The 26,457-nt window shown below is 65.9% G+C and carries 18 protein-coding genes; 7 read left to right on the top strand and 11 right to left on the bottom strand.

Going from position 1 to position 26,457, the window contains the following annotated elements; all coding sequences use genetic code 11:
• Positions 1–205 precede the first annotated feature (205 nt).
• The gene (locus QA639_RS22615; RefSeq protein WP_283087445.1) at positions 206–1,402 is read left to right on the top strand and encodes an acetylornithine transaminase; all 1,197 of its coding nucleotides are present in this window, start codon (positions 206–208) and stop codon (positions 1,400–1,402) included.
• A gap of 117 nt (positions 1,403–1,519) precedes the next feature.
• Here QA639_RS22615 and QA639_RS22610 read toward each other — a convergent pair whose 3' ends face one another.
• The 3 genes from QA639_RS22610 to pcsA form a co-directional block, all read right to left on the bottom strand.
• The gene (locus QA639_RS22610; protein WP_050384723.1) at positions 1,520–2,494 is read right to left on the bottom strand and encodes a quinone oxidoreductase family protein; all 975 of its coding nucleotides are present in this window, start codon (positions 2,492–2,494) and stop codon (positions 1,520–1,522) included.
• Positions 2,495–2,652: 158 nt separating this feature from the next.
• A complete protein-coding gene (locus QA639_RS22605; protein WP_050384705.1) occupies positions 2,653–3,378 on the bottom strand; it encodes a TerC family protein in 726 nt (241 codons plus the stop codon).
• Positions 3,375–4,103, bottom strand: a complete 729-nt coding sequence (pcsA, locus tag QA639_RS22600) for a phosphatidylcholine synthase (protein WP_092084776.1) — start codon at positions 4,101–4,103, stop codon at positions 3,375–3,377. The genes QA639_RS22605 and pcsA overlap by 4 nt, the downstream gene beginning before the upstream one ends.
• A gap of 132 nt (positions 4,104–4,235) precedes the next feature.
• Between pcsA and QA639_RS22595 the strand changes: the two genes are divergently transcribed.
• On the top strand, positions 4,236–5,420 hold the full coding sequence (locus QA639_RS22595) for a UbiH/UbiF family hydroxylase (RefSeq protein ID WP_283087444.1): 1,185 nt from the start codon (positions 4,236–4,238) through the stop codon (positions 5,418–5,420).
• Between the two features lie 70 nt (positions 5,421–5,490).
• On the opposite strand, the gene QA639_RS22590 is transcribed toward QA639_RS22595, so the two are convergent.
• Positions 5,491–6,444, bottom strand: coding sequence for an AEC family transporter (locus QA639_RS22590; RefSeq protein WP_016845765.1), 954 nt, complete (start codon positions 6,442–6,444; stop codon positions 5,491–5,493).
• A 121-nt stretch (positions 6,445–6,565) separates the two neighbouring features.
• Here QA639_RS22590 and hspQ point away from each other — a divergent pair, with 121 nt between their 5' ends.
• Positions 6,566–6,898, top strand: coding sequence for a heat shock protein HspQ (gene hspQ / locus QA639_RS22585; protein ID WP_021081543.1), 333 nt, complete (start codon positions 6,566–6,568; stop codon positions 6,896–6,898).
• A 47-nt stretch (positions 6,899–6,945) separates the two neighbouring features.
• Here the strand turns inward: hspQ and QA639_RS22580 are convergent, their stop codons facing one another.
• Together QA639_RS22580 and QA639_RS22575 are read right to left on the bottom strand one after the other, a co-directional pair.
• On the bottom strand, positions 6,946–8,220 hold the full coding sequence (locus QA639_RS22580) for an MFS transporter (protein WP_283087443.1): 1,275 nt from the start codon (positions 8,218–8,220) through the stop codon (positions 6,946–6,948).
• Between the two features lie 339 nt (positions 8,221–8,559).
• Entirely contained in the window at positions 8,560–9,390 is an 831-nt protein-coding gene (locus QA639_RS22575; protein ID WP_028332046.1) for an invasion associated locus B family protein, read from the bottom strand.
• A 379-nt stretch (positions 9,391–9,769) separates the two neighbouring features.
• Between QA639_RS22575 and QA639_RS22570 the strand changes: the two genes are divergently transcribed.
• From QA639_RS22570 to QA639_RS22560, 3 genes are all read left to right on the top strand, one after another.
• Positions 9,770–11,509 carry an extracellular solute-binding protein gene (locus QA639_RS22570; protein WP_283090612.1) on the top strand — a complete coding sequence of 580 codons (1,740 nt, stop codon included), beginning with the start codon at positions 9,770–9,772 and terminating at the stop codon, positions 11,507–11,509.
• A 28-nt stretch (positions 11,510–11,537) separates the two neighbouring features.
• A complete protein-coding gene (locus QA639_RS22565) occupies positions 11,538–13,091 on the top strand; it encodes an AMP-binding protein (protein ID WP_283087442.1) in 1,554 nt (517 codons plus the stop codon).
• A 106-nt stretch (positions 13,092–13,197) separates the two neighbouring features.
• Positions 13,198–14,424: a GGDEF domain-containing protein gene (locus QA639_RS22560; protein ID WP_157347744.1), complete on the top strand. Its 1,227-nt coding sequence runs from the start codon at positions 13,198–13,200 to the stop codon at positions 14,422–14,424.
• Between the two features lie 154 nt (positions 14,425–14,578).
• Here the strand turns inward: QA639_RS22560 and QA639_RS22555 are convergent, their stop codons facing one another.
• From QA639_RS22555 to QA639_RS22545, 3 genes are all read right to left on the bottom strand, one after another.
• A complete protein-coding gene (locus QA639_RS22555) occupies positions 14,579–17,248 on the bottom strand; it encodes an arylsulfatase (RefSeq protein ID WP_283087441.1) in 2,670 nt (889 codons plus the stop codon).
• Between the two features lie 193 nt (positions 17,249–17,441).
• On the bottom strand, positions 17,442–20,960 hold the full coding sequence (gene mfd / locus QA639_RS22550) for a transcription-repair coupling factor (protein WP_283087440.1): 3,519 nt from the start codon (positions 20,958–20,960) through the stop codon (positions 17,442–17,444).
• Positions 20,957–21,247: an FAD assembly factor SdhE gene (locus QA639_RS22545; protein WP_028332052.1), complete on the bottom strand. Its 291-nt coding sequence runs from the start codon at positions 21,245–21,247 to the stop codon at positions 20,957–20,959. Before QA639_RS22545 ends, mfd begins: the two co-directional genes overlap by 4 nt.
• A 252-nt stretch (positions 21,248–21,499) precedes the next feature.
• Between QA639_RS22545 and recG the strand changes: the two genes are divergently transcribed.
• Positions 21,500–23,608, top strand: coding sequence for an ATP-dependent DNA helicase RecG (recG, locus tag QA639_RS22540; RefSeq protein ID WP_283087439.1), 2,109 nt, complete (start codon positions 21,500–21,502; stop codon positions 23,606–23,608).
• A gap of 111 nt (positions 23,609–23,719) precedes the next feature.
• On the opposite strand, the gene QA639_RS22535 is transcribed toward recG, so the two are convergent.
• On the bottom strand, positions 23,720–24,520 hold the full coding sequence (locus QA639_RS22535; protein ID WP_283087438.1) for a DUF502 domain-containing protein: 801 nt from the start codon (positions 24,518–24,520) through the stop codon (positions 23,720–23,722).
• A 95-nt stretch (positions 24,521–24,615) separates the two neighbouring features.
• The gene (gene glmS, locus QA639_RS22530; RefSeq protein WP_283087437.1) at positions 24,616–26,442 is read right to left on the bottom strand and encodes a glutamine--fructose-6-phosphate transaminase (isomerizing); all 1,827 of its coding nucleotides are present in this window, start codon (positions 26,440–26,442) and stop codon (positions 24,616–24,618) included.
• Positions 26,443–26,457: the final 15 nt, after the last annotated feature.

The following is a 26,457-nucleotide window of genomic DNA, read 5'->3' as shown; positions in this document are numbered from 1 at the left end:
GGGCCTGCGCCATGAAGCTGAACCGGACCCACCGCCGCGCCATCTGCCGTCGTCGCACCCGCGACGATGCTGGGCTGCGCCGTGTCCGACGCCATCGCTGATCCTATAAATCAGCCAAGGTTTTCGAGAAGGCCGCGCCCCCAAAGCGCGGCCTTCTCGTTTTTCGGCCCGCCCTTTCCCAACACCGACCCCAGAGGAGAACGACATGACCAACGCACCCCATCCGTTCGATGCGCTGATGGACATCACCGCTCGCCCCGAGGTCGTCTTCGTGCGCGGCGCCGGCTCGTATTTGTGGGACAGCAACCGCAACCGCTATCTCGATTTCGTGCAGGGCTGGGCCGTCAATCCCCTCGGCCACTCGCCGGTCATCGTTGCCGACGCGCTGGCCGCGCAGGCGAGACGGCTGCTGACGCCAAGCCCGGCGTTCTACAACGAGCAGAGCCTGAAACTGGCGAAGTTGCTGGTCGACAACAGCTGCTTCGACCAGGTGTTCTTCGCCAACTCAGGCGCGGAGGCCAATGAAGGCGCGATCAAGCTCGCGCGGAAATTCGGCGCCAAGTACAAGAACGGCGCGCACGAGATCATCACCTTCGAAGGCGGCTTCCACGGCCGCACGCTCGCGACCATGTCGGCCTCGGGCAAGAAGGCGTTCGAGCCGCTGTTCGAGCCGAAGGTCCCGGGCTTCCGCAAGGCCAGGCTGAACGACATCGAGTCGGTGCGAAAGCTGATCTCGTCGTCGACGGTCGCGGTCATGCTGGAGCCGATCCAGGGCGAGGCCGGCGTCTGGCCAGCGACGGATGAGTTTCTGAAGGAGTTGCGGGCGCTGACCCAGCAGCGCGGCCTGCTGCTCATTGTCGACGAGATTCAGACTGGCATCGGCCGGACCGGAAAGCTGTTCGGCTATCAGCACGCCGGGATCGAGCCCGACATCATGACGCTCGGCAAGGGCATCGGCGGCGGCGTGCCCCTCGCGGCCCTGCTCGCGACCGAGCATGCCTCGTGCTTCGATCACGGCGATCAAGGCGGCACCTTCAACGGCAATCCGCTGATGTGTGCCGCGGGGCTTGTCGTGCTCGATCAGATCAGCAAGCCCGATTTTCTGAAATCGGTCGTCGATTCCGGCCTTTTGCTCGAGCGGGAATTGCAACGGCTGTCGTCGCGGCACGGTCTCGGCGAGATCAGGGGCCGCGGCCTCCTGCTGGCGCTCGACCTGAAGATGCCGATCGGCGCGGCCGTGGTTGCCGAGGCGTTCGCGGCCGGCGTGCTGATCAATTCGCCGCAGCCGGACACGCTACGCTTCATGCCGGCGCTCAACGTGACGCGGGAGGAGATTTCCCTTGTCATCGACTGCCTGGATACCGTGCTGACCAAGGTCGGCGCGGCGCGACGGGTGGCTTAGCAATCGCCCGGTCATTCCGGGGCGACGCGCAGCATCGAACCCGGAATCTCGAGATTCCCCGGTGCGCAATTGCGCACCTGAGGTTCACGCTTCGCGTGCCCCGGAATGACGATCTCTCTACGGCCGCAAAATTGCCGCGCCGGTGGTCGCCCGGCTCTCCAGATCGATATGCGCCTTGGCCGCGTCCTTGAGCGCATAGGCGTGGTTGATCGGCACGTGCAGCTTGCCGTTGATCACGGCGGCGAACAGCGTGTCGGCGCCTTCGAGCAACTCCTTGCGGGTGCCGACATAGTCGTTGAGCTTGGGCCGCGTCGCGAACAGCGAGCCGTGGTTGTTGAGTTCGGCAAGCGGGAACGGCGGCACCGGACCCGATGCGTTGCCGAAGGAGACGAACAGACCGCGCGGCCTGAGGCAGGACAGCGATCCCGGGAAGGTGGTCTTGCCGACGCCGTCATAGACGACGTCGCAGAGCTCGCCGCGGCTGATCTGCTTGACGCGTTCGACGAAATTCTCCTCGTTGTAGAGGATGACGTGATCGCAGCCATTAGCGAGCGCGAGATCGGCCTTCGCCTTCGAGCCGACGGTGCCGATGACATGCGCGCCGAGCGCCCGCGCCCACTGGCAGGCGAGCAGCCCGATGCCGCCCGCCGCGGCGTGGATCAGCACGCGATGGCCGTGCTCGACCTTGAAGGTCTTGTGCAGGAGATACCAGACCGTGAGGCCCTTCAGCATCAGCACGGCGCCCTGCTCGTAGGTGATATGGTCCGGCAGCTTGACGAGCTTGTCGGCCGGGATGACGCGCTCGGACGCGTAGCCGCCGAGATTGTAGTAGTAGGCGACGCGGTCGCCGGGGTGAAAATTGGTCACGCCCGGCCCCACGGCCAACACTTCGCCTGCAGCCTCATTGCCCGCGATGAACGGCAGGCCGGGCGCCTTGTAGAGGCCGGTGCGGAAATAGACGTCGATGAAGTTCAGGCCGACCGCGTGCTGGCGGATCCGGACCTCGCCCGTCCCCGGCGCGCCCACCTCGACGTCCTCATAGGTCAGGACCTCCGGCCCCCCCACCTGGTGCACGCGCACAGCCTTGGTCATGTCGTCGCTCCCCTCAATATCAGCGTCAAGCGAGCGAATGCCATCGCGGCCGGCTTGTCAACCAAGCGGGCCGGAACCGGCCATGGCATGATCCGGAAAAGCGCGAAGCGGTCTTCCCGCGCGACAAACGCGCAGCGTTTGCGCGGAGACAATGCCGATTAGCGCGCCGGCTTCCTGCGGTTGCGCTTGGCCATGACGTTGAACGCCTCGACAGCGGCCGAGAAGGCGATCGCGAAATAGATGTAGCCGCGCGGAATGTGGAATTTGAAGCCGTCGGCCACCAGCGCCACGCCGATCAGCACCAGGAAGGCCAGCGCCAGCATCTTGGTGGTCGGGTGCTCCGCGACAAACCGCGCCACCGGTCCCGACGAGATGTACATGATGGCGCAGGCGATCACCACCGCCGCGATCATGATCTCGATGTCCTGCGCCATGCCGATCGCGGTGATGATCGAATCCAGCGAGAACACCAAGTCGATGATGATGATCTGCACGATCACCCAGAAGAATGCGCTGGCGCTCGGCCTGTCGTCGGCTTCCCCCTCGCGCGCCTCGACCTCGCCGTGAATCTCGTGGGTCGCTTTCGCAATCAGGAACAGGCCGCCGCCGATCAGGATGATGTCGCGCCACGACAGCGCGACGTCCCTCACGGTGATGACCGGTTGGGTCAGCCCGATCAGCCAGACCAGGATCGAGAGCAGCAGAATGCGGAACACCAGCGCCAGCAGCAGGCCGATCTGCCGCGCGCGCTTGGCCTGCGCCGGCGGGATCCGCGACACGATCACCGACAGGAAAATCACGTTGTCGATGCCGAGCACGATCTCGAGCGCAGTCAGGGTCAGCAGCGCCGCCCAGGCTTCCGGGCTGGTGATCAATTGCATCATGCTCTGAAGGCTTTCATCCGGCGGATCACGGTATCGCTGCCGATGATGTAGACGGCGATGGCGCAGAGACCGAAGGTGATCGGCGCTCCGACCACGAAATCGTTGGCAAGCGTGTACATGCCGAGCAGTGCCCATGCGCCGAGCAGCCACAGCGTCAGCCAGCGCAGCCGCACCACACGCAGCGGATGCAGCACGTGGAACGGCGCGAAGGTCAGCACGATCAGGAGCGCGACCACGATCGTCGACAGCACCGGCGGCAGGTGCAGCAGGAACAGGTAGAACGCTGCCGCATTCCACAGCGCCGGGAAGCCGCGGAAATGGTTGTCATCGGCCTTCATGCGGCGGTCGGCGAAATACAGCGCGCTGGAGACCACGATGCCGACCCCGAGGATCGGCGCCGCCAGCGGCAGCAGCATGCCGCTCGCGGTGATCGCATAGGCCGGCACGAACACATAGGTGACGAAATCAACCACCAGGTCGAGCACCTCGCCCGACCAGTTCGGCTGCAGCCGGACCACGTCGAGCCGGCGCGCCAGCGGGCCGTCGATCCCGTCGATGATGAGCGCGACCCCGAGCCAGGCGAACATGTTGGCCCAGTGCTCGCGCACCGCCTCCAGCATCGCCAGCAGCGCGACCCCGGCGCCGAGCGCCGTGAAAATATGAACGGAGAATGCGGCGGTCCGCATCCGTTCTGGCAACGCATCGGGCTGGCTCGAATGCTCCATCGGCCGAGTGCTATCAGGAATCGGACCGGTTTGCATATGCGGTCTTGCGGCGTTCCGCCGCGCAAAGCGTTGGAAACTCTTGGTGGTTACCGATGGCTTGAAAATCGGGCCAAGCATGTCAAATGTCCTGATATGACCGACAGCTCGCTGGATTATGACGTTATCGTAATAGGCGGCGGTCCGGCCGGATTGACGGCTGCGATTGCCCTTGCCGACGCAGGTGCACGGACTGCGCTGCTGGCGCGCCGCGCGCCCTATGCCGATAATCGGACCACCGCGCTGCTCGGTGCCTCGACCGATATCCTGGAGCGGCTGGACGTCTGGCGGCGCTGCAGCGACCGAGCGGCGGCGCTCAAGACCATGCGCCTCGTCGACGACACCGGCCGCCTGATCCGTGCGCCAGAGGTGCGCTTCTCGTCCGACGAGATCGGCCGCGAGCAGTTCGGCTTCAACATCGACAACCGCTCGCTGGTCGCGGCGCTCGAGGACCGCGCCGGCGAACTGTCCGCGCTGACGCGGTTCGACGATGAAGCTGCCTCGGTGCGGCCGGACGCTGCCGCGGTCACCGTGGTGACGCGGCAGGGCCAGTCGCTCCGGGCCCGGCTCGTGGTCGGTGCCGACGGGCGCAATTCATTGTCCCGCGAGGCCGCCGGCATCGAGGTGACAAGCCGCGAGCTCGGGCAGTCCGCCCTCACCTTCAACGTCACCCACACCCGACCGCACCACAACGTCTCGACCGAGTTCCACACCGAGCACGGCCCCTGCGTGTTCGTGCCGCTCGGCGGCAACCGGAGCAGCGTGGTCTGGGTCTCGGCGCCCAAGGAGGCCGAACGGCTGATGGCGCTCGGCGACGACGAATTGTCCCTCGCCGCCGAGCGGCAATCGCATTCGATCCTTGGCCGCATCGAGGTCCAGGGCGGCCGTCACGTGTTTCCGCTGGCGATCGAGCGGCCGCGGCAATTCGCCAAGAACCGGATCGCGCTGGTCGGGGAATCCGCCCATGTGCTGCCGCCGATCGGCGCGCAGGGCCTCAATATGGGACTGCGCGATGCCGCCGATATCGCCGAGATCACGGGTCAGGCGATCGGTCGTGGCGAAGATCCCGGCGCGCCCAATGTGCTGTCGCGCTACGAGGCGGCGCGGCGTCCCGATGTCGCCAGCCGCACCTGGGCGATCGACATCGCCAACCGGTCGCTGCTGAGCGATTTCCTCGGCATGCAGACGGCGCGCGCTGCCGGCCTGCATCTGCTCAGCGCATTCGGCCCGTTGCGGCGCCTCGCGATGCGCGAAGGCCTCGCGCCGTCGTGGCGGCGGTGAGCAAAGCGTTTTCGAGCGAAGTGGGTACCGGTTCGCGTTAAGAAAACGCGTCAAATAAGAAGCGCGCCGATCAGGGAAACACCAGCCGTCCGCTCTGGATGAACCACATCACGCTGGTCAGCGTGACCACCGAGGCGAAGGTGCCGATCAGCACCGCGACCGACGCCGGCTCGATCCAGGTGTCGTTCTGCCGCGCGATCACGAACACGTTGAGCGCCGGCGGCAGCGAAGCCATCAGCACCGCTGTCGCAGCCCAAGGCTGCGCGAACGGGCCGAACAGCAGCATCAGGCCGAACGCCAGCAGCGGATGGATCAAGAGCTTGATCGCGACCACGCCCGGGACCTCCCACGGCACCCGCTCGAACGGCCGCAGCGCCACCGTGATGCCGAGCACGAACAGCGCTGTCGGCGCGGCGGCGTTTTCCAGGAACTGGATGGTGCGATCGAGCGCGACCGGGATCGGGATGTGAAACGCGGCGACCAGCGCCCCGAACACCGCCGACATGATCAGCGGGTTCTGCACGATCTGCCGCAGCACCACGCCGAGTGCGTGCAGCAGCGAGGGATGATCGCGGTCGGTGAGCTCGATCAGCAGCGGCACGATCGAGAACAGGAAGATGCTGTCGCAGCAGAAGATCAGCGCGGTCGGCGCCGCCGCCTTGGCACCGAGCACGGCGAGCGCGAGGCCGGGCCCCATATAGCCGATATTGCCGTAGGCGCCCGACAGGCCGGCCAGCGTCGCCTCGCGCAGCGTGAGCCCGCCGATCACCTTGCCCGCGACCATCGCCAGGAAGAATGCGAGCACGGTTCCGAGCGTGGTGGCGATCAGGAATGGCGGGTTGTTCAGCTCCGCAAACGGCGTCTTGGACATGATCCCGAACAGCAGCGCCGGCAACGAAACGTAAAGCAGGAAGAAATTCATCCAGGCGAGCCCGCTCTCGGGCAAACCCTTGGCCTTGCCGCACGCATAGCCGATGAAGATCAAGCCGAAATACGGCAACGCCAGATTGAGGATATCGATCATTCTGAAAGTAGTTTCTCGGCCGGATTTCGGGTCGTTTTTGCAGGGCTGGAATCGGTAAAGCGTGGGCTAATTCGGACCTTAGCCCCTAGCATCGGCCACAATGTTGGTCTATCGACGAGCCATGATCAAAGCGCGCACCGCCAAGTTTCAGATCGGGCAGATCGTCCGTCACCGGGTGTTCTCCTTCCGGGGCGTGATTTTTGATATCGACCCGGAGTTCAACAACACCGAGGAATGGTGGCTGTCGATCCCCGAGGACATGCGGCCGCACAAGGACCAGCCGTTCTACCATCTGCTCGCGGAAAACTCGGAAACCGAGTACGTCGCCTATGTCTCGGAGCAGAACCTCTTGCCTGACGAGTCCGGCGAGCCGATCCGGCATTCGCAGGTGGCGGAGATCTTCATCAAGGACAAATCGGGCGGCTACCGTCCGCGCAATCCGTCGCTGAACTGAGGTTCGGCGGCGGTCCGGCGAATGCCACGGCGTTCGCGCTGCCACGCTCACACCCCCTCGCGCTTGGCCAAGACAACCGCGATCGCCCAGACCGCAAAGCCCGCCAGCGCCAGCCCCGCGCCGACGAGGCCGGTCGACGTCCAGCCGTAGCCCGCGGCAACCGCCATTCCGCCGAGCCACGGCCCCAGCGCATTGGCGACGTTGAAGGCGGAATGGTTGAGCGCCGCAGCGAGGCTCTGCGCCTCGCCCGCGACGTCCATCAGGCGGGTCTGCAGCACGGTGGCGAGCGCCCCGCCCAGCCCGATCAGGAACACGTCGGCGGTCAGCGTCCAGAAATTTCCTGCCGCCAGCGGATAGAGCGCGAGCGTCGCCGCCGACCACAGCAGGAGCCCGCCCGCGGTTGCCATCAGCGCGCGGTCGGCGAAGCGCGGCACGATGATGTTGCCGGCGGTGAGGCCGGCGCCGAATACGCATAGCGTCACCGGCACCAGTGCGGGCGACGTGTGCGTCACCGCCAGCATGGTCGACGCCAGATAGGTGTAGACCGAGAACAGCCCGCCGAAACCGATGGCGCCGATAGCCAGCGTCAGCCAGACATGCTTGCGCCCGAGTGCCGACAGTTCGCGCAGCGGGCTCGCCTTGCTGCTGGCGGCATCGCGCGGGGCGAAGATCAGGACCAGGATCGCGGTCAAGAGCGCGAGGCCGGCAACGATCGCGAAGGCCCAGCGCCAGCCGATTGCCTGCCCGACCCCGTTGGCGAGCGGAACGCCGATCGTCGTCGCGATGGTGAGTCCCAGCAGCACGCGGCCGACGGCCGCCGTGCGCCTGTCCGTCGGGACCAGCGAGGCCGCGACCAGCATGGCGATGCCGAAATAGGCGCCGTGCGGCAGCCCCGCCAGGAAGCGCAGCGCCAGCATGGTGTGATAATCGGGCGCCAGCCCCGAAAGGCCGTTCATCAGCGCGAAGAAGCCCATCAGCGCGATCAGCAGCGTCCGCCGGGTCATGCGCGCCGACAGCACCGCGATGACCGGCGCACCGACGACGACGCCGAGTGCGTAGGCGCTGATCGCGTGGCCCGCCTGGGGCTCACTGACGTGCAGGTCGTGGGCGAAGAACGGCAACAGGCTCATGGTCGCGAATTCGGCGATGCCGATCGCAAAGCCGCCCATCGCCAGCGCGAGATGGACGATGCCGGGATGAAACGTTCCGGGGACGTTGTCCTGGCTGACGCGAACGCCAGCACCGACCGAAGCACCGCCGGTCGGCTGCTCCCGAGGCCGGGAGCGCAGTTCCCGCCGCTGGCTGCTGACTTGCCGGGACATTGCGCGACTTCCATGACTGCGAACGGCGGCCAGGATCGCGGAAAGACCCGCGCACGCATTTGCGCATCGAAGGCGCTGTCCGCGCTTTCGTCTGGCCTCCCGTATCGGATTTATGATTGTGCTTCGACGCCGGACTTGTCCGGACGAGGCACCGACGATGCGCGCTCATCGCGCGACGCAATCGAAGCACCCTGCGGCGACCATCGCACACGATCTGCACGATCACCAGCGCAGCAGGCTGCCAGCAGCCAGTCTGTTTCGCATGCCAAAAAAGGCGCCCTTCCGGGCGCCTTTTGATCGCGATGATCTCGCGCTTTCTTGAACGCGTGATTGAAGTGTTTACTTGGCCGCCGGGTTGGCCGGCGCCGGAGCCTGCGCGGAGCCACCGCCCGCGCCTTCCAGCTTCTTGCGCTGCTCTTCGGCGCGCTTCTGCAACTCTTCCTGCAGCTTCTTCGAGTTTTCCTCGAACACCTTCGGATCGGTCGGCGGGCCGTCATAGGCCTTGGCGAATTCGGTGTTGAGCGGCAGCGGCAGCGTCAGCGGCGCGCCGTTGGAATTGATCGCCTGGACCACGAGGTTCTGGCCCTTCTTCATGTTGGCGATCAGCTCGGGCGTTGCTTCATAGTCGGACATGCAGCCGTTCTGGAAGCAGATCACATAGGGCGCCTGCTGCGGCGGGTTGCCGTCGACGATGATGCGGGTGCCGTGCACGAGCTGCATGCCGAGCGGCAGCGTGACGCGCAGGATCTTCTTCGGCTCGCCTTCCGGCTCGATGATCACGGCGGCGATCACCGGCTGGCCGGACTCGATGCGGCCGTCCTTGCCGGTGAAGCAGACCTGCTTGGCGTTGGCTTCCTGGCCCTTCAGGCAGAACTTGGTCCAGGGGGCGTAGATCAGCTGGATCTGCTGATCCTGCGCCGGCGGCTGGCCGGCCGCAGCGGGCGGCTGGCCGGCGGCCGGTGCTTGGGCGGGCGCCTGGGCTGCCGGAGCCTTCGGAGCTGCCTTGGGTGCCGCCTTGGGCGCAGCCTTCGGTGCCGCAGGCGCCGGCGCTGCCGGCTGCTGGGCCTGAGCGGCAGGAACCAGGAGCGCTGCAGAGAATGCCGTCGCCGCCATCAGGGCGACAATTCGCCCATGCGGCCGGACCGGGGCGGCCAAGATACGGAAATTCATTGCGGAAAACCCTTTCTGAACGGAAGCCCGAAACCGCTGCAGGCGCCGACACATAGCCGTTTGGGCGGCTGTCTCCTAGTCAATTGAGGCGGATACGTGACAGGCGTTCCCGCCTTCGAATTGCACGCCTTCAATACAGCGGCGTGCGGAAAGATCAATGCCGACAAGCGTATTTGCGCCCATCTCGCGGCGAGTTTCAGCCGCCTGTGATAAACCTCCGGACGTGACGTTTCGCGAATCAAATCCGGCGCCTCACGCACGTGTTCCCGGGCACACTTGGCGCGCCGCATGGGCCGCCATCTGGCTGGCGTTGGGATTCCTGGGCTTGGGATTCCTGACGAGCGGGCTGGTCCCTGCGGCCGCCGCCGAGAGCCACGCGATGGCGATGCATGGCGCCCCCGCGCTGCCACCCGACTTTACCCACCTGCCCTACGCCAATCCCGACGCGCCCAAGGGCGGTCGCCTGGTTCAGGGCGTGATCGGCACCTTCGACAGTCTCAATCCCCTGATCATCAGGGGCGTCCCCGTGCAGCAGGTCAGGGGCTACGGCTATGAGCGCGGTTATGTCTACGAAAGCCTGATGGCGCGGGGCAATAACGAGCCGTTCACGCTGTACGGCCTGCTCGCGCGCAGCGTCGAGACCGACGACGCCAGAAGCTATGTGACATTCCACATCGATCCCCGCGCCCGCTTTTCGGATGGCCGGCCGGTGCTGGCCGACGACGTGTTGTTCTCGCTGGCGCTGCTGCGCGACCACGGCCGTCCGATGCACCGTCAGTATTATTCGAAAGTCGCAAAGGCCGAGGCGGTCGACCCGCTCACGGTCCGGTTCGATTTCGGCGGCGTGGCGGATCGCGAATTGCCGCTGATCCTCGGCCTGATGCCGATCCTGCCGCGGCACGCCATCAACCCCGAAAAGTTCGAGGAAACGACCTTGGCGCCGCCGATCGGGTCCGGCCCCTACCGCGTGACGGCGGTCAAGCCCGGCGCCAGCGTGACCTTCACGCGCGATCCCGATTATTGGGGCCGCGACCTGCCCATCAATTGCGGCCTCTGGAACTTCGACGAGATCAGGCTCGATTACTACCGCGAGGCCAACGGCATGTTCGAGGCCTTCAAGCGCGGCCTGTATGATTTCCGGACCGAGACCGAGCCGCTGCGCTGGCACGACGGCTACGACTTCCCGGCGGCGCGCAACGGCGAGGTGATCCGCGACACCATCAAGATCGGCACGCCGCGGCCGTCCGAATTCCTGGTTTTCAACAGCCGGCGGCCGAAATTCGCCGACCTGCGGGTGCGTCAGGCACTGGCGATGCTGTTCGATTTCGAATGGGTCAACCGCAACTATTATTTCGGACTGTTCTCGCGCGCCGGCGGTTTCTTCGCCGGATCGGATTTGTCCGCCTATGGCCGCCCCGCCGACGATCGCGAGCGCGAGCTGCTCAAGCCATATCTGTCGCACATCCAGCCCGATATCCTCGACGGCCGCTATCGTCTGCCGGTCACCGACGGGTCGGGGCGCGACCGCGGCCTCCTGCGTACTGCGCTCGCGCTGCTCGCCGAGGCGGGCTACGCGCTCGACGGCACAGTCTTGAAGCAGCGCTCGACAGGGACGCCGCTGCGCATCGAGATCCTGGTGACGACGCGCGAGCATGAGCGGATCGCCCTCGCCTATCAGCGTGACCTGAAGCGGGCCGGCATCGAAGCCGCGGTGCGGGTGGTCGACGCGGTGCAGTTCGAGCAGCGCCGGGTCGGCTATGACTTCGACATGATCCCCATCCGCTGGGACCAGTCGCTGTCGCCGGGCAACGAGCAGTGGTTCTATTGGGGCAGCCAGGCCGCCGATTTGCCGGGCACAAGGAATTACATGGGCGCCAGGGATCCCGCCATCGACGCCATGATCGCGGCGCTGCTCGCGGCGCGCGAGCGGCCGGCCTTCGTCTCGGCGGTCCGGGCGCTGGACCGGGCCCTGATGTCGGGCTTCTACGCTATCCCCCTATTTAACTTGGGAGAGCAATGGATCGCGCGCTGGAATCGGATAGAACGGCCTTCGACCACGGCGTTGACGGGCTACCTGCCGGAGACCTGGTGGCAGAAGCCCGGCACGCAATCCAGATGATTTGCCGAGTGATACGACCCGACGCGGCATGACCTGGTCCGAGCGAAGCGATGCAACCGACGTTGAACCCGTGAACCAGTCGATCACCTCGCCAACGCTCGATACCCTGTTCAAGCGCACTTTGGCGCGGCAGCCCGAGGCGCTGGCGCTGGTCGACCCGCTCAACAAGCAGCGCATCACCGGACAGACCCGCAAGCGCCTGACCTATGCCCAGGCCGACCGCGCGATCTCGGCGATCGCCGCCCACTTCGTGCAGAGCGGATTGCCGGCCAACACGGTGATCGCCGTGCAGCTGCCCGGCACGGTCGAATTCGCCCTGACGGTTCTTGCCGCGCATCGGGTCGGCCTCGTGGTGGTGCCGCTGCCGCTGCTGTGGCGGCAGGCCGAGCTGACGTCCGTGCTCAACCGCACCGCGGCGCGGGCGATCGTCAGCTGCGGCCGGGTCGACGGCGTCTCCTATGCCGACATCGCGATGAACGCCGCGGCGGAAGCGTTCTCGATCCGCCACGTCTGCGGCTTCGGGAGCGATCTGCCCGAAGGCATGGCGTCGCTCGACCAGGCGATCCTGGAGGACTTCCGGGCCTCGCGCCCGATGATCGAGGACGGCCGCAAGCCGGCGCTGATCTCGTTCGACGTCACCAGCGAAGGTCTTCGTCCGGTGCCGCGGGCGCATTTCGGCCTGATTGCCGGCGGGCTCGCGATGTCGCTGGAGAGCGATTTGCCGCAAGGCGCCACCATCATGTCGGCGTTCGCGCCGATGTCGTTCGCCGGCATCTGCTCCTCGCTGGTGACCTGGCTGCTGTCGGGCGGAACGCTGGTGCTGCATCACCCGTTCGACGAGGACGCGTTCGAGACCCAGTTCAACGATCACACCTGCAACACGCTGATCGCGCCGGCGCAGCTCGCACTGCGGCTCGACGAGCGCGGCCTGTCGGAGCGCCTGCCCAGCCTGCGCACCGTGATCGGCCTCTGGCGTACGCCCGAGCAAGTTGCCTCCAGCGCGCGCTGGAGCTCGCGGCGGGTGACCATGACCGATGTCTATCTGTTCGGCGAGGCCGGGCTGTTCGGCGCCCGCCGCACCGCCGAGGACGGATCGCCGGCCCTGATCAAGCCGGGGCCGCACAGCGCGCCGCGCGAAGCGCCCGGCGCATCGGTCGCCGGGGAGATCCTGCTGACGCCGAAGGGCACGCTCGGCCTGCGCGGCCCGATGGTGCCGGTCGCCGCCTATGCGCCGCCGCCTCCGCCCGGCGACAGCCTGATCGCGCCGCCGCCGCGCGATTTCGTCGACACCGAATATGCCGCGCGGGTCGATCGCGCGACCGGAGCGATCAACATCACCGCGCCGCCGTCGGGGGTGTTGACGGTCGGCGGCTACCGCTTCCTCGCCCAGGAGCTGCAGGAATGGTCGCGCCGCCTCGGCCAGGGCGCGCTGCTCACCGCATTGCCGGACCGTCTCAGCGGCCACCGGCTGGCCGGACGGGCGCACGACAATGCGCGCGCCCGTGACGCCCTCACAGAACTTGGGCTTAACCCCTTGATGGTCGAAGCGTTTCGCGACCGTGGCGGCGCCGGGGTGAGTTAAAATCTTATCATTGTGTTAGTCTTATCATTGTGTTGACGCCGCATTAAGCCATGCGAACTAGCATCGCAGCCGTTGCTGATCTTAAGCATTGGTTTCGAGCGTTCGAATGTCTCAACAAGGTCCGGTCCTCATCGTATCGGCGTCGGCAAAGCCGTCGTTCGCCGCAGTCCTCGATGAGACGAAACTGTTCCCGGTCGTGGTCACCGACTGGAACGAGGCCGGACGGGCCATCGAGCAGGTCAAGCCGGCCGCGATCATCGCGGCCGCCGAGGGGGTCGACTTCGTCACCCTGTCGGGTCTCGCCAAGCGCGCCGCCGCCCGCGCGCCGTATCTGCCGCTGATCGCGGTCGATCCCGCGACCACCCTGCCCGACACCGTGATCGCATTCTTCCAGAACAAGGGTCTGCCGGATCGGCTGGTGGCCCGGCTCAACGCGTCCTTACGCGTTCGCGCGCTGCATGCCACCGTGATGCGCCGCCTGGTGCCGCCGGCACCGATCGCCCTGTCTGACATCGATCCGATCGGAGAGGCCACCGCGCTGTTGATCGGTCGCGGCGGCGCCTACCCGACGCTGTCGGTCGCGCTCGGCGAACGCGCCGGCGTGGTCGGCGCCCTCAGCATCGAGGCTGCCGCCAAGCATCTCAGTAGCCGCGATATCGACGGCATCGTGCTGGCGGAAGGCTTCACACCGCGGGTGATGGACGCGTTCCTGACCGTGCTGACCGAGGACGTCCGCTTCCGCCCGTTGCCCGTGATCGTCGCTTCGGGCGAACTGACGCCGCGATACGAGCTACCCAATCTCGAGATCGTCACCGCCGGGCCGACCCGCATCGCCGACATGGCGCTGCCGATGATCCGCCAGCACGCCTTCGAGGCGCGGCTCGGCCGCATGCTGAAGGCGATCGACGCCAAGGGCCTGATCGATGCCCGGACCGGCCTGCTTACCAAGGCCGCGTTCGAGCGCGACTTCGCAACCGCCGTCTACCAGACCGCCGAGCGTGGCGGCGCGCTCTCGGTGGCGCGCTTCACCTTCGACGACACGCAACCCCGCGCGCAATTCGACGGCGCACGGATCATCAGCCGGCTGATGCGCCAGGTCGATTTCGGCGCGGTGCATGACGACCGCTCGCTGGTCGTGGTGTTCGCCGGCACCGACCTGCGCAACGCGCAAGCGATCACGCGACGTCTGGCAAGCGTGATGCGCCACACCCAGAACGGCCGCCGCGATGCCCGCTCCGAGCCCGCGGTCAGCGTCGCAACGCTGATGCCGGGCGATTCCGCGATCTCCTTGCTCGGGCGCCTGTTCGGAACGCCGGAGCGCGCGGCGTCTTAAGCCGTGAACCTATCATTTGCCGGCTGAACGGTTACCGGCGTCCGCTATGCCCCGATAGCGATTGAACTCCACAGCGCAACGAAATGACGCGGTGGGCCAACAAGCGACATGTGAAGGTGCAAGAGACTGCCCGAAGGCGATCCCGCCACCGGTATCACTGCTGGACGCATTGCTGGACGAACTTGATACGGTCCACGATGCCGAGCCCCTGCGCCTCGGCCTGCTTGCGACAGCCCTCGCGCTTGTCGATCCGCAACTGGATCTTCTCGACAAGGCTTACGCCAACAGTGCCGACCTGCGGCGTGACCGAAGCCGTCTTTCCGGGGTCGGCGGAAGGACCGTCACCAGCCGCACGCGCAGCCTCCTGCAGACGCTTGACATCCTCCGGGCTCAGCTTTGGACGGTCGATGTCCAGCGAGATCTTGTCGATCTTGCCTGTGAAGGCGAATGGCGTCTGATAGTCATTGTCGTCGACCGGCGTGCCCGTGTCGGAGCCGATGTCAAACGCCTCGTCCCACTGCAGGATAAACGGCAGCGTATGCTCCATCTTCTCTGTGGCTACCGCGTTGCCATCAACTTTCAGCGTGCCGGTGCCGCCCTGTCCGATGCCGCTGTAGTTGCCGAACACCATGGTGGCAGCGCCAAGGCCATCGTACTTGAAGTCGAACTCGATCACGTGCTTGCCGGGGGTTAGCCCCGACCCCTCCCAGCGCACGCGCTTGAGGTCGACGAGATTCCAGGTGAACACGGGCTTGCTGTTCAGGACATAGAGCCCATAGCCGCCGAAACGACCGCCCTGGGTCACAAGCATGCCCTCAGCGCCGCCTTGCGGAATGTCCACTTCGGCTTTGAAGGTGTAGGAGGAGTTGAGGATGCTCGGTGCGTCGCCATTCGGCGTGCCCGTGATCGGCCGGGTCCAGCTGAACTTGGTGCGGGCAGCACTGAGGCTCGGACGCGGCGTGACGAGGCGGGCGGCCACCGAGGAGTCGAGCGGCAGCACCTGGTACTTTTCCGCCTCCTTCCAAAACATCGCCTGCAGTTCCTTCAGCTTGTCCGGATACTTGGCGGCGACATCCTCGGCCTGCGTCCAGTCGTTGCGGAGATCGTAGAACTCCCACGGGTAATCCTGCGGGCTCGGCAGTTTGGCAATCGTCACCCATGGTGGTCGCAGGACCTTGGTGCTCGCGATCCAGCCATCATTGTAGAGCGCGCGGTCGGCGAACATTTCGAAATATTGCGTCTTGTGGGTGGACGGCGCATCCGCGTTCTTCTGATCAAACGTGTACATCATGCTGACGCCCTCGATCGGGCTTTGCTTGATGCCGTCGACGATGTCGGGCTGCTTGATCTGGGCCGCCTCGAGAATGGTCGGCACAACGTCGATGACGTGGTGGAACTGGCTCCGGATACCGCCCTTGTCCTTGATCGCCGCTGGCCAGGAAATCGCCATGCCCTGGCGCGTGCCGCCAAAATGCGACACGATCTGTTTGGTCCAGGAGAACGGTGTGTCAAACGCCCAGGCCCAGCCGATCGACATGTGATTGTAGGTGCGATCGGTGCCCCATACGTCGTAGAAATATTTGAGCTGATCTTCGACGGACGGGTTGATCTGGTTGAACATCGCCACTTCGTTCGGCGTTCCGTTCGGCTGGCCTTCCGCGCTGGTGCCGTTGTCGCCCTCGATGTAGATGATCAAAGTGTTGTCGAGCTTGCCTATGTCTTCGATAGACTGAATGACACGACCAATTTCGTTGTCGGCATAGGCGGCGTAGGCCGCAAACACCTCAGCTTGGCGGATGAACAGCTTCTTCTCATCGGCCGAAAGCTGATCCCATTCCTTGATCAGATCCTTCGGCCATGGCGTCAGCTTTGCATTCTGTGGAATGACTCCGAGCCGCTTCTGGTTCTCGAAGATGGTGTCACGCAGCTTGTTCCAGCCTTGGTCGAACAGGTGCATGTCGCTGATCTTCTTGACCCACTCCGGCGTTGGGTGATGGGGGGCGTGCGTCGCACCCGGCGCGAACTTGACGAAGAACGGTGTGTCGGGCGAAAGCGCGTTCATACGATTTACGTAGTCGATCGCGTCGTCGGCCATCGCCGTCATCAAATTCCAACCGGGTTTACCTTCGTAAGGATAGATCGGCGTGGTGTTGCGAACGAGATTGCCGGGCTGCCACTGATTGGTGTCGCCGCCCATGAAGCCGTAGAAATATTCGAACCCCATGCCGGTCGGCCACTGATCGAACGGACCGGCCTGGCTCGACTGATATTCCGGCGTGTTGTGGTTCTTGCCAAACCAGGCTGTGCGATAGCCGTTGTCGGTGAGGATGCGGCCAATGGTGGCCTTGTCCTTGGTGATGACGCTGTCATAGCCGGGATAGCCGGTGGCCTGTTCGGCGACCACGCCATAGCCGACCGAATGATGGTTGCGCCCGGTAATGAGCGCGGCGCGCGTCGGCGAACACAGCGCGGTGGAATGGAAATTGGTGAAGCGCAGGCCGTTCTGGGCGACGCGGTCCAGCGCGGGTGTCGGAATCACGCCGCCGAATGTGCTCGGTACGCCATAGCCGGCATCGTCGGTAATGATCAACAGAACGTTCGGTGCTCCCTTGGGCGGCACGATCCGCGACGGCCAATAGGGCGACGACTGGGTTGCATCGCGTTCGATCTTGCCACCGAATTGCTGTGGAGGCGGCGGAAGCTGATTGCCGGGGATGGTGATAGTAGCCGCCGGCGAACCGGGGGTGCCGGCGGTGCCCTGCGCCAACGCAAACGTGGAGCTGGAGAGCAGAAATCCGATAGCGACAATACGAATTGCGCTCATTCCACCCTCCCTAAACAATAAATTGAAGATAGGGGAACGAGTCTGGCCCGGCGCAAGCGCGGAACATTGATGTAGATCAAGCCGGGAGCGCCGGCCGAAAGCCCGCTGTCCGTTTTGGGTCATTCGCGACCAGGTCGAGCGGGTAGCAAGGCCGGTCAAATCCGCTGGAACGCGATCTGCCGGAGAACGTAGTCTAAGCTGCCTTCTTGCTCTCCGCGAGATTGGCGAGCTGGCGCAGGATCTCGGTGGTGCCCGCGAGCCGCTCTTCGGGAGTATCCCACTCCTGGAAGAACACCACCTTCATGTCCGGCCGCACCTTGGCGGCCTGGCCGTGCTGGCGGATGAAGCTGACCAGCCGCTCCGGATGCGCAAAACTGTTGTCGCGGAATGCGATCACGGCGCCCTTCGGGCCGGCATCGACCTTCCCGACATTGGCCCTTCGGCAATAGGCCTTGATCGCCGCGACCTTGAACAGATAGCGCACCTCGTCCGGCAGCACGCCGAAGCGGTCGCGCATCTCGGCGGCGAAGGCGTCGATGTCCTCGTCGGTGTCGAGATCGGCGAGCCGACGGTACAGCGACAGCCGCACGCTGAGGTCGTTGACATAGTCCTCGGGGATCAAAACCGGCATGCCGATCGTGATCTGCGGCGACCAGCGGTCGGCAGCCGGCTCGGCGACGCCGGCCTTGAGGTTGACGATCGCCTCCTCCAGCATCGACTGGTACAGCTCGAAGCCGACTTCCTTGATGTGGCCGGATTGCTCCTCGCCGAGCAGATTGCCGGCGCCGCGGATGTCGAGGTCGTGCGAGGCGAGCTGGAAGCCGGCCCCCAGCGTCTCGAGCGACTGCAGCACCTTGAGCCGCCGCTCCGCCTGCGCCGTGATCTTCTGCTGTGCCGGCAGCGTGAACAGCGCATAGGCACGCAGCTTGGAGCGGCCGACGCGGCCGCGCAGCTGGTAGAGCTGGGCGAGGCCGAACATATCGGCGCGGTGCACGATCAGCGTGTTGGCGTTCGGGATGTCGAGACCGGACTCGACGATCGTGGTCGACAGCAGGATGTCGTATTTGCCGTCGTAGAACGCCGACATGATGTCCTCGATCACGGTCGGCGGCATCTGGCCGTGGGCGACCGCGACCTTCATCTCGGGCACGTTCTTGTCGAGGAAGTCCTTGACGCCGGCAAGGTCCTCGATCCGCGGCACGACGTAGAACGCCTGCCCGCCGCGGTAGCGTTCGCGCAGCAGCGCCTCGCGGATCATCAGGGGATCATGCGGCGCGACGAAGGTGCGCACCGCAAGGCGATCGACCGGCGGCGAGGCGATGATCGAGAGCTCGCGGACACCGGTCAATGCAAGCTGAAGGGTGCGCGGAATCGGGGTTGCCGACAGCGTCAGCACGTGGACCTGGGCGCGCAGCTGCTTCAGCCGCTCCTTGTGGCTGACGCCGAAATGCTGTTCCTCGTCCACGATCAACAGGCCGAGGTCCTTGAACTTGATGGTCTTGCCGAGCAGCGCATGGGTGCCGACGACGATGTCGACGCTGCCGTCGGTGAGCCCTTTCTTGACCTGGCTGAGTTCCTTGGTCGACACCAGCCGTGAGGCCTGCGCGACATTGACCGGGAAACCGCGGAAGCGCTCGGTGAAAGTCCGCGAGTGCTGACGCGCCAGCAGCGTGGTCGGCACCACCACCGCGACCTGCCTGCCCTCCAGCGCCACGGCGAACGCCGCGCGCAGCGCCACCTCGGTCTTGCCGAAGCCGACGTCGCCACAAATCAGCCGGTCCATCGGACGGCCGATCTCGAGATCCTTCAAGGTCGAGGTGATGGCCCCTAACTGATCCTCGGTCTCCTCATAGGGGAAGCGCGCGCAGAACTCGTCATAGACGTGCGGCTGCAGCGGGAACTTCGGCGCCTCGTGCAGCTGCCGCTCGGCCGCGATCTTGATCAATTCGCCCGCGATCTCGCGGATCCGGTTCTTCAGCTTGGCCTTGCGCGCCTGCCAGCCGCCGCCGCCGAGACGATCGAGCTCGACATTGGCGCTGTCGGAGCCGTAGCGCGACAACAGCTCGATGTTCTCGACCGGCAGGAACAGTTTTGTTTCGGCGGCATAATGCAGCTCGAGACAGTCATGCGGCGCGCCGGAGACTTCGAGCGTCTGCAGCCCGACGAAGCGGCCGATGCCGTGCTCGACGTGGACCACGAGATCGCCGGTCGCAAGGCTCGTTACCTCCGAGATGAAATTGTCGAGCTTGCGGCTCGCCTTGCGCGGCCGCACCAGGCGGTCGCCGAGAATGTCCTGCTCGCTGATGACGGCGAATTCGTCGGTCTCGAAGCCGGATTCCATGCCGAGCACGGCCAGCATGGTCTCGTTGCGCGGCGTCGCCTGCACGATCCGCCAGGTGTTGACGCTGGTCGTGTTCAAGAGCTTGTGGTCGCGCAGCATCGCGCCCATGCGGTCGCGTGAGCCCTCGCTCCACAGCGCGATCACCACCTTCTTGCGCTGCGACTGCAGCGCGCCGACATGGCCGACCACAGCCTCGAACACGTTGACGTTGGTGTCGGCGCGTTCGGGAGCGAAATTGCGGCCCTGCCGTGCGCCGGCGTCGAACACGTCGGGCGAGCCCTCGGGCACCGCGAACGGCGTCAGCCGCGCCAGCGGCGCATCACCGAGCAGCTTGGCCCATTGGGCCTCGGTCAGATAGAGCTGGTCCGGCGGCAGCGGCTTGTAGATCGCGCCGCTGCCCGGATGCTCCAGCGCCTCGCGCCGCGCGTCATAGTAGTCAACGATCTGCGAGAAGCGCTCGCGCGCGGCGTCCTCGCCCTGCGGCTCGATCGCAACCGTCGCGCCGTCGAGATAATCGAACAGCGTGTCCATCCGCTCCTGGAACAGCGGCAGCCAGTGCTCCATGCCGGGATGGCGCCGTCCCTCGGACACGGCTTCATAGAGCTGATCGTCGCGCTGCGGCGCGCCGAACGCGGCGACATAGCCCATGCGGAAACGCCGGATGGTTTCGGTGGTGAGCTGGAATTCGGAGACCGGCACGAGATCGAGCCCGCGCATGTCGAGCAGCGTGCGCTGGGTCTCGGCATCGAAGGTGCGGATCGACTCAAGGGAGTCACCGAAGAAGTCGAAGCGCACCGGCTGGTCGAGGCCGGCCGGAAACAGATCGAGGATGCCGCCGCGCACGGCATATTCGCCGGGCTCGCGCACCGTCGACGAACGGGTGTAGCCATTGTGCTCGAGCCAGGCCACGACCGAATCCATCGGCACCACATTGCCGGGCGCAACCGACAGCGCTTGCGCTGCGACCTGATCGCGCGCCGGTACCCGCTGCACGGCGGCATTCACCGTCGTCAGCACGATCAGCGGCTTGTCGCTGCCGACCAGCCGCGACAACTTGGCCAAAGCGGTGAGCCGTTGCGCCAAAATGCCGGCGTGCGGCGAGACGCGGTCATAAGGCTGGCAGTCCCAGGCCGGAACCTGCATCACGGCGATATCGGGCGCAAAGAACTCCAGCGCGCGGGCGAGCTGCTGCATCCGCGCGCCGTCGCGGCACACCACGGCAAGGCTGACGGCCGGCCGCTTCGGCTGCGCCGCAATCGCGCGCGCCAGATCGGAGATGACGAGCCCTTCGGCGCCCTCGGCGACATTGGCGATGGTCAGCACCCGTCCGGGCGCGAGCATCGCGGCCGGTGATTTCATGGGCTGTTTCATGCGCTGGGATCCGCGACCCGAAACGCCTTGATGCGGGCAAACAGCGCGGTCGCATATTCGGCCGGCAGCACCTTGTCGCCGGTCAGCGCCGCATAGAGGTCGGGATCCGGCACCTCGATCAGATGCTCGAGCTCGCCGAGCTCGTGGTCGGACAGTTCGCCAATGGTCGCGTCGGCGAAGCGGCCGAGGATCAGGTCCATCTCCCGGGTGCCGCGATGCCAGCAGCGAAACAAAAGCCGCTTGCGGCGGTCATCGAGCCCGCTGCTCGATCGTGTCGATCCCGTCATGTCCCAAAATCCATCCAACGCCAAAAGCCCGGACGTGCCGGGCGGGCCTGATATAGCCATGGCGATGGCCGATGTCAGCCCTCATTCGCCGCGTTTTGGGGTTTCCGTGGGCGCATGCCGTCATTGCCGGGCTTGCGCGTCCGTCGAAACCTTTGCCGTAGACGGGACCCGGCCGACATCAGCTCCAAAAAAAGACGTGGATGCCCGGCACAAGGCCGGGCATGACGGTGTGAAACGGTCTTGGATTCGTCGATGCGCCCAGCCCTGCTCAATCCGCTGTTTGCCCAGGTCACGACCCTGCAAGGGGTCGGCCCGAAGCAGGACAAGCTGCTGCGCTATCTGCTCGACCGCAGCGAGACGCCGCGGCTGGTCGACCTGCTGCTGCATCTGCCGGCGAGCGTGATCGACCGCCGCGCCCGGCCGAAGATCCGCGACGCCGCGGTCGGAACCATGGTGACGCTCGAGGTCACCGTCGACCGCCATCGCCCGCCGCCGCCACGCAATTCGCGCGCGCCCTACCTCGTCTATGCCAGCGACGACACCGGCGACGTCGTGCTGACCTTCTTCCGCGCCCAGCCCGGCTATGTCGAGAAGCTGCTGCCGGTCGGCGAGAAGCGCTACGTCTCCGGCACGCTGGCGATGTATGACGGCATCCCGCAGATCGTGCATCCCGATCGCGTCGTCGATGAAGCGGGCTTTGCAAAACTGTCCGGCATCGATCCGGTCTATCCGCTGACCGAGGGGCTTGCGATCGGCTCGCTCCGCCGCGCCATCGCGCAGGCGCTAACCAAGCTGCCGGATCTGCCGGAGTGGATCAGCCCCGAGGTGCTGCGCCGCTGCAACTTCCCGCCGATTAGGGAGGCGCTGACCCGCGTGCATGTTCCGGTCGAGCTGACTGATATCCTGCCCGACGGTCCGTTCTGGTCACGTCTCGCATTCGACGAACTGCTGGCCGGCCAGCTCGCGCTCGCCCTGATCCGCGCCACGCTGCGCCGCCCCGCCGGTGTGCGCAACGCCGGCGATGGTCATCTGCGCCGGAAGATCATCGATGCCCTGCCCTATGCGCTGACCAGGTCGCAGCAAGAGGCGGTCGCGGCAATCATCGCGGACCTGCAGCAGCCGGTGCGGATGCTGCGCCTCGTGCAGGGCGATGTCGGTTCCGGCAAGACCGTGGTGGCGCTGCTGGCGGCCGCCGCGGTTGCGGAAGCCGGCAAGCAGGCCGCGCTGATGGCGCCGACCGAAATCCTGGCGCGCCAGCACATCAAGACCATCGCGCCGCTCGCCGAACGTGCCGGCCTGCGCGTTGCGATCCTCACCGGCCGCGAGAAAGGCAGGGAGCGCCGCGAGTTGCTGGCACAGCTCGAGGCCGGCGAGATCGATCTCCTGGTCGGCACCCACGCGCTGATCCAGGACGACGTGATCTACAAGGCGCTGGCGCTTGCCGTGGTCGACGAGCAGCATCGCTTCGGCGTGCGCGAGCGCCTCGCGCTGACCTCCAAGGGCGAGGCCGTCGACGTGCTGGTGCTGAGCGCCACCCCGATTCCGCGCACGCTGGTGCTGACTTACTTCGGCGATATGGACGTCTCGGAGCTGCGTGAAAAGCCCGCCGGCCGCCAGCCGATCGACACCCGCGCGGTGCCGATGAGCCGGATCGAGGACGTGATGGACGGCGTCGGCCGCGCGCTCGGCGCCGGCAAGCTGGTCTACTGGATCTGTCCGCTGGTCGATGAATCCGAGGCCGAGGGCACCGAGCATCTCACCAACGCGACCGAACGTTTCGAGAGCTTGCAGAAGCGGTTCGGCGACCGCGTCGGCCTCGTGCACGGCCAGATGAAGGGCACCGAGAAGGACCGCGTGATGGCGCAATTCGCCGCGCATGAGATCGGCCTCCTGGTCGCGACCACGGTGGTCGAGGTCGGCGTCGACGTGCCGGCGGCGACCATCATGGTGATCGAGAACGCCGAACGTTTCGGGCTTGCGCAGCTGCATCAGCTGCGCGGGCGCATCGGCCGCGGCTCGGAAGCCTCGACCTGTCTGCTGCTGTACAAGGAGCCGCTCGGCGAGATGTCGAAAGCGCGGTTGAAAGTGATCCGCGAGACCACGGATGGATTCCGGATCGCCGAGGAGGATCTCAAGCTGCGCGGCGAAGGCGATGTGCTCGGCATCCGCCAGAGCGGCCTGCCCGGCTACCGTATCGCGCGCTCCGAGGTGCACGGCCAGCTGATCACCCAGGCCCGCGACGAGGCGCTGCGGATCATGAAGGACAATCCGAAGCTGAAGGGCGAACGCGGCGAAGCGCTGCGTGTCCTGCTCTACCTCTACGAACGCGACGAAGCCGTGCCGCTGATCGGCGCGGGGTAGCGGCCAGCCCCGTCATTGCGAGCGCAGCGAAGCAATCCATCGTTCCGCATATGCGGAAGCGTGGATTCCTTCGTCACTTCGCTCCTCGCGATGACGCGGGATAGACGGGAGCTACTCCACCTTCGCCGGCGCAGGCTGAGTTACCGGCTGCAGCGAGGCCGGGCTCGCCGAAGCCTGGCTCGCAATGCGCGCGGCATTGGCCATGCCGGCGAGCGCCGCGGCGCGCTTCTGATCGGCAGTGCCGCCGGGCTGCACCACGCCGGCCGACATGATCAGCGTCGCAGCATCCTCGGTGCTCATCTCGATCTCGATGATCTTGCTCTTCGGCACATAGAAGAAGAAGCCGGTGGTCGGGTTCGGCGCGCACGGCAGGAACACCGAAATATGCTCTTCCGCTCCGGGCAGGCTGGCCGCAAGTTCGGCGCTCGGCGCCTGCGAGATCAGCACGATCGACCACATGCCGGGCGAGGGAAACTCGACCAGGCCGACGCGGCGGAAGCTCGAACCGTTGCCGGAGAACAGCGTCTCGAACACCTGCTTCAGGCCGCGATAGATCGCGCGCACCGCGGGGATGCGGCCAAGCAGCCGCTCGCCGAGATCGACCAGGGTTCGCCCGATCAGATTGGCGGTGAGGAAGCCGAGCAGCGTCAGCGCGATGACCGCGACGATCAGGCCGGAACCCGGCAGCCCGAACGGCAGATAGGTTTCCGGCCGGTAGGCCGTGGGCACGAACGGCCGGACCAGATTGTCGACCCAGTTCACGAACCACCAGGTCAGATACAGGGTAATCGCAACCGGTCCGGCCACTACGAGGCCGGTCAGGAAATAGTTGCGAAACCGCGCCATCAGCCCGCGCGGGGCATCCGGGGGCAATTCACCGGTCGAGGCGGGAGGCACTTGGTTGGAGGTCATTGCGGTTCCAGGGTCGTCGAAGCGGCCGTAGTCCACCACCCAGCTAAGCCATTCTGTCGCATTTTTGAAGGGCCGCGTGAAGCCGCGGCTTGCGACTATTCGACCGTGACCGATTTGGCCAGATTCCGCGGCTGGTCGACATCGGTGCCCATCACGACAGCGGTATGATAGGCGAGCAGCTGCACCGGCACGGCGTAGACCATCGGCGCGAAGGTCGCCCCCATGTCCGGCATCACGATCGTCACCAGCGACTGGATGGTCGCTTCCGCCGCGCCCTTGGCGTCGGTCATCAGGATGATCTTGCCACCGCGGGCGGCGACCTCCTGCATGTTGGAGACGGTCTTCTCGAACACCTTGTCGTAGGGCGCGATCACCACGACCGGCATGTGCTCGTCGATCAGCGCGATCGGGCCGTGCTTGAGCTCGCCGGCGGCGTAGCCCTCGGCGTGGATGTAGGAGATTTCCTTCAGCTTCAGCGCGCCTTCCAGCGCCAGCGGATAGCTGGTGCTGCGGCCGAGATAGAGCACGTCGCGCGACTTCGAGATCTCGCGCGCCAGCTTCTCGATCTGCACTTCGGTGGTGAGCGCTTCCGACATCAGGCGCGGGATCTCGACCAGGCCATGCACCAGCTTGGCCTCGTCGGCATCGGACAGCTCGCCGCGCGCCTTGCCGGCGGCGACCGCGAGCGAGGCCAGTACCATCAGCTGGCAGGTGAACGCCTTGGTCGAGGCGACCCCGATCTCGGGGCCGGCGAGCGTCTGCAGCACGGTCTCGCTCTCGCGCGCGATCGTCGAGGTCGGCACGTTGACGACCGAGAGCGTGTGCGCGCCCTGCGCCTTGGCGTAGCGCAGCGCCGCCAGCGTGTCGGCGGTCTCGCCCGACTGCGAGATGAAGATCGCAAGGTCGCCCTTGCGCAGCGGCGCCTCGCGGTAGCGGAATTCGGAGGCGACATCGAGCTCGACCGGCAGCCGGGCCAGCCGCTCCAGCCAGTATTTCGCGACGAAGCCGGCATAGCTCGCGGTGCCGCAGGCGGTGATCGAGACGCGCTGGATATCCTTGAAGTCGAACGGCAGCTTCACCGGCATGGTGACGCGCTCGGTCGCCATGTCGACATAGCGCGCCAGCGTGTGCCCGACCACTTCGGGCTGCTCGTGGATCTCCTTCGCCATGAAGTGGCGGTAGTTCGCCTTGTCGACCAGCGCCGTTGCCGTCGTGTGCTTGATCGCCTCGCGGTGGACGATGGCGTTGTCCTTGTCGAAGATCGTGGCGCCCTTGCGGTTCAGCACCACCCAGTCGCCGTCCTCGAGATAGCTGATCGTGTCGGTGAACGGCCCGAGCGCGATCGCGTCGGACCCGAGATACATCTCGCCCTCGCCATGGCCGACCGCGAGCGGCGGGCCGTTGCGGGCGCCGATCATCAAATCGTCCTCGCCGGCGAAGATGAAGCCGAGCGCGAACGCGCCGCGCAGCTGCGACAGCACCGCCCTCACCGCCTCGATCGGCTTGACGCCACCCTTGAGCAGATTGTCGACCAGATGCACCACGACCTCGGTGTCGGTCTCGGTCGAGAACGCCGCACCCTTGGCCTCGAGTTCCTCGCGCAGCTCGCGGAAATTCTCGATGATGCCGTTATGCACCACGGCGACGCGCTCGGTGGCGTGCGGGTGCGCGTTGTTCTCGGTCGGCCGGCCGTGGGTGGCCCAGCGGGTGTGGCCGATGCCGGTGTGGCCGCCGAGCGGCTTTGCCTCGAGCCGGGCCTCGAGATTCTTCAGCTTGCCCTCGGCACGGCGCCGCGCCAGGCCGCCATTCTCCAGCGTGGCGACACCCGCGGAATCATAGCCGCGATATTCGAGCCGCTTGAGCGAATCCACCAATTGCTCCGCGACCGGAGCGCGTCCAAGAATGCCGACGATGCCGCACATGCGGTTCAATGTCCC

Source organism: Bradyrhizobium pachyrhizi (assembly GCF_029714545.1).
In the GTDB taxonomy this organism is placed as follows: domain Bacteria; phylum Pseudomonadota; class Alphaproteobacteria; order Rhizobiales; family Xanthobacteraceae; genus Bradyrhizobium; species Bradyrhizobium pachyrhizi.
The sequence above is the reverse complement of the archived record's forward strand: the minus strand, read 5'-3'. Positions and strand labels throughout refer to the sequence as shown.

Coding starts and splice junctions, on each gene's coding strand:
- QA639_RS22615 (WP_283087445.1), top strand. CDS start 206: ATGACCAACGCACCCCATCCGTTCGATGCGCTGATGGACATCACCGCT.
- QA639_RS22610 (WP_050384723.1), bottom strand. CDS start 2,494: ATGACCAAGGCTGTGCGCGTGCACCAGGTGGGGGGGCCGGAGGTCCTG.
- QA639_RS22605 (WP_050384705.1), bottom strand. CDS start 3,378: ATGATGCAATTGATCACCAGCCCGGAAGCCTGGGCGGCGCTGCTGACC.
- pcsA (WP_092084776.1), bottom strand. CDS start 4,103: ATGGAGCATTCGAGCCAGCCCGATGCGTTGCCAGAACGGATGCGGACC.
- QA639_RS22595 (WP_283087444.1), top strand. CDS start 4,236: ATGACCGACAGCTCGCTGGATTATGACGTTATCGTAATAGGCGGCGGT.
- QA639_RS22590 (WP_016845765.1), bottom strand. CDS start 6,444: ATGATCGATATCCTCAATCTGGCGTTGCCGTATTTCGGCTTGATCTTC.
- hspQ (WP_021081543.1), top strand. CDS start 6,566: ATGATCAAAGCGCGCACCGCCAAGTTTCAGATCGGGCAGATCGTCCGT.
- QA639_RS22580 (WP_283087443.1), bottom strand. CDS start 8,220: ATGTCCCGGCAAGTCAGCAGCCAGCGGCGGGAACTGCGCTCCCGGCCT.
- QA639_RS22575 (WP_028332046.1), bottom strand. CDS start 9,390: ATGAATTTCCGTATCTTGGCCGCCCCGGTCCGGCCGCATGGGCGAATT.
- QA639_RS22570 (WP_283090612.1), top strand. CDS start 9,770: ATGGCGATGCATGGCGCCCCCGCGCTGCCACCCGACTTTACCCACCTG.
- QA639_RS22565 (WP_283087442.1), top strand. CDS start 11,538: ATGACCTGGTCCGAGCGAAGCGATGCAACCGACGTTGAACCCGTGAAC.
- QA639_RS22560 (WP_157347744.1), top strand. CDS start 13,198: ATGTCTCAACAAGGTCCGGTCCTCATCGTATCGGCGTCGGCAAAGCCG.
- QA639_RS22555 (WP_283087441.1), bottom strand. CDS start 17,248: ATGAGCGCAATTCGTATTGTCGCTATCGGATTTCTGCTCTCCAGCTCC.
- mfd (WP_283087440.1), bottom strand. CDS start 20,960: ATGAAACAGCCCATGAAATCACCGGCCGCGATGCTCGCGCCCGGACGG.
- QA639_RS22545 (WP_028332052.1), bottom strand. CDS start 21,247: ATGACGGGATCGACACGATCGAGCAGCGGGCTCGATGACCGCCGCAAG.
- recG (WP_283087439.1), top strand. CDS start 21,500: ATGCGCCCAGCCCTGCTCAATCCGCTGTTTGCCCAGGTCACGACCCTG.
- QA639_RS22535 (WP_283087438.1), bottom strand. CDS start 24,520: ATGACCTCCAACCAAGTGCCTCCCGCCTCGACCGGTGAATTGCCCCCG.
- glmS (WP_283087437.1), bottom strand. CDS start 26,442: ATGTGCGGCATCGTCGGCATTCTTGGACGCGCTCCGGTCGCGGAGCAA.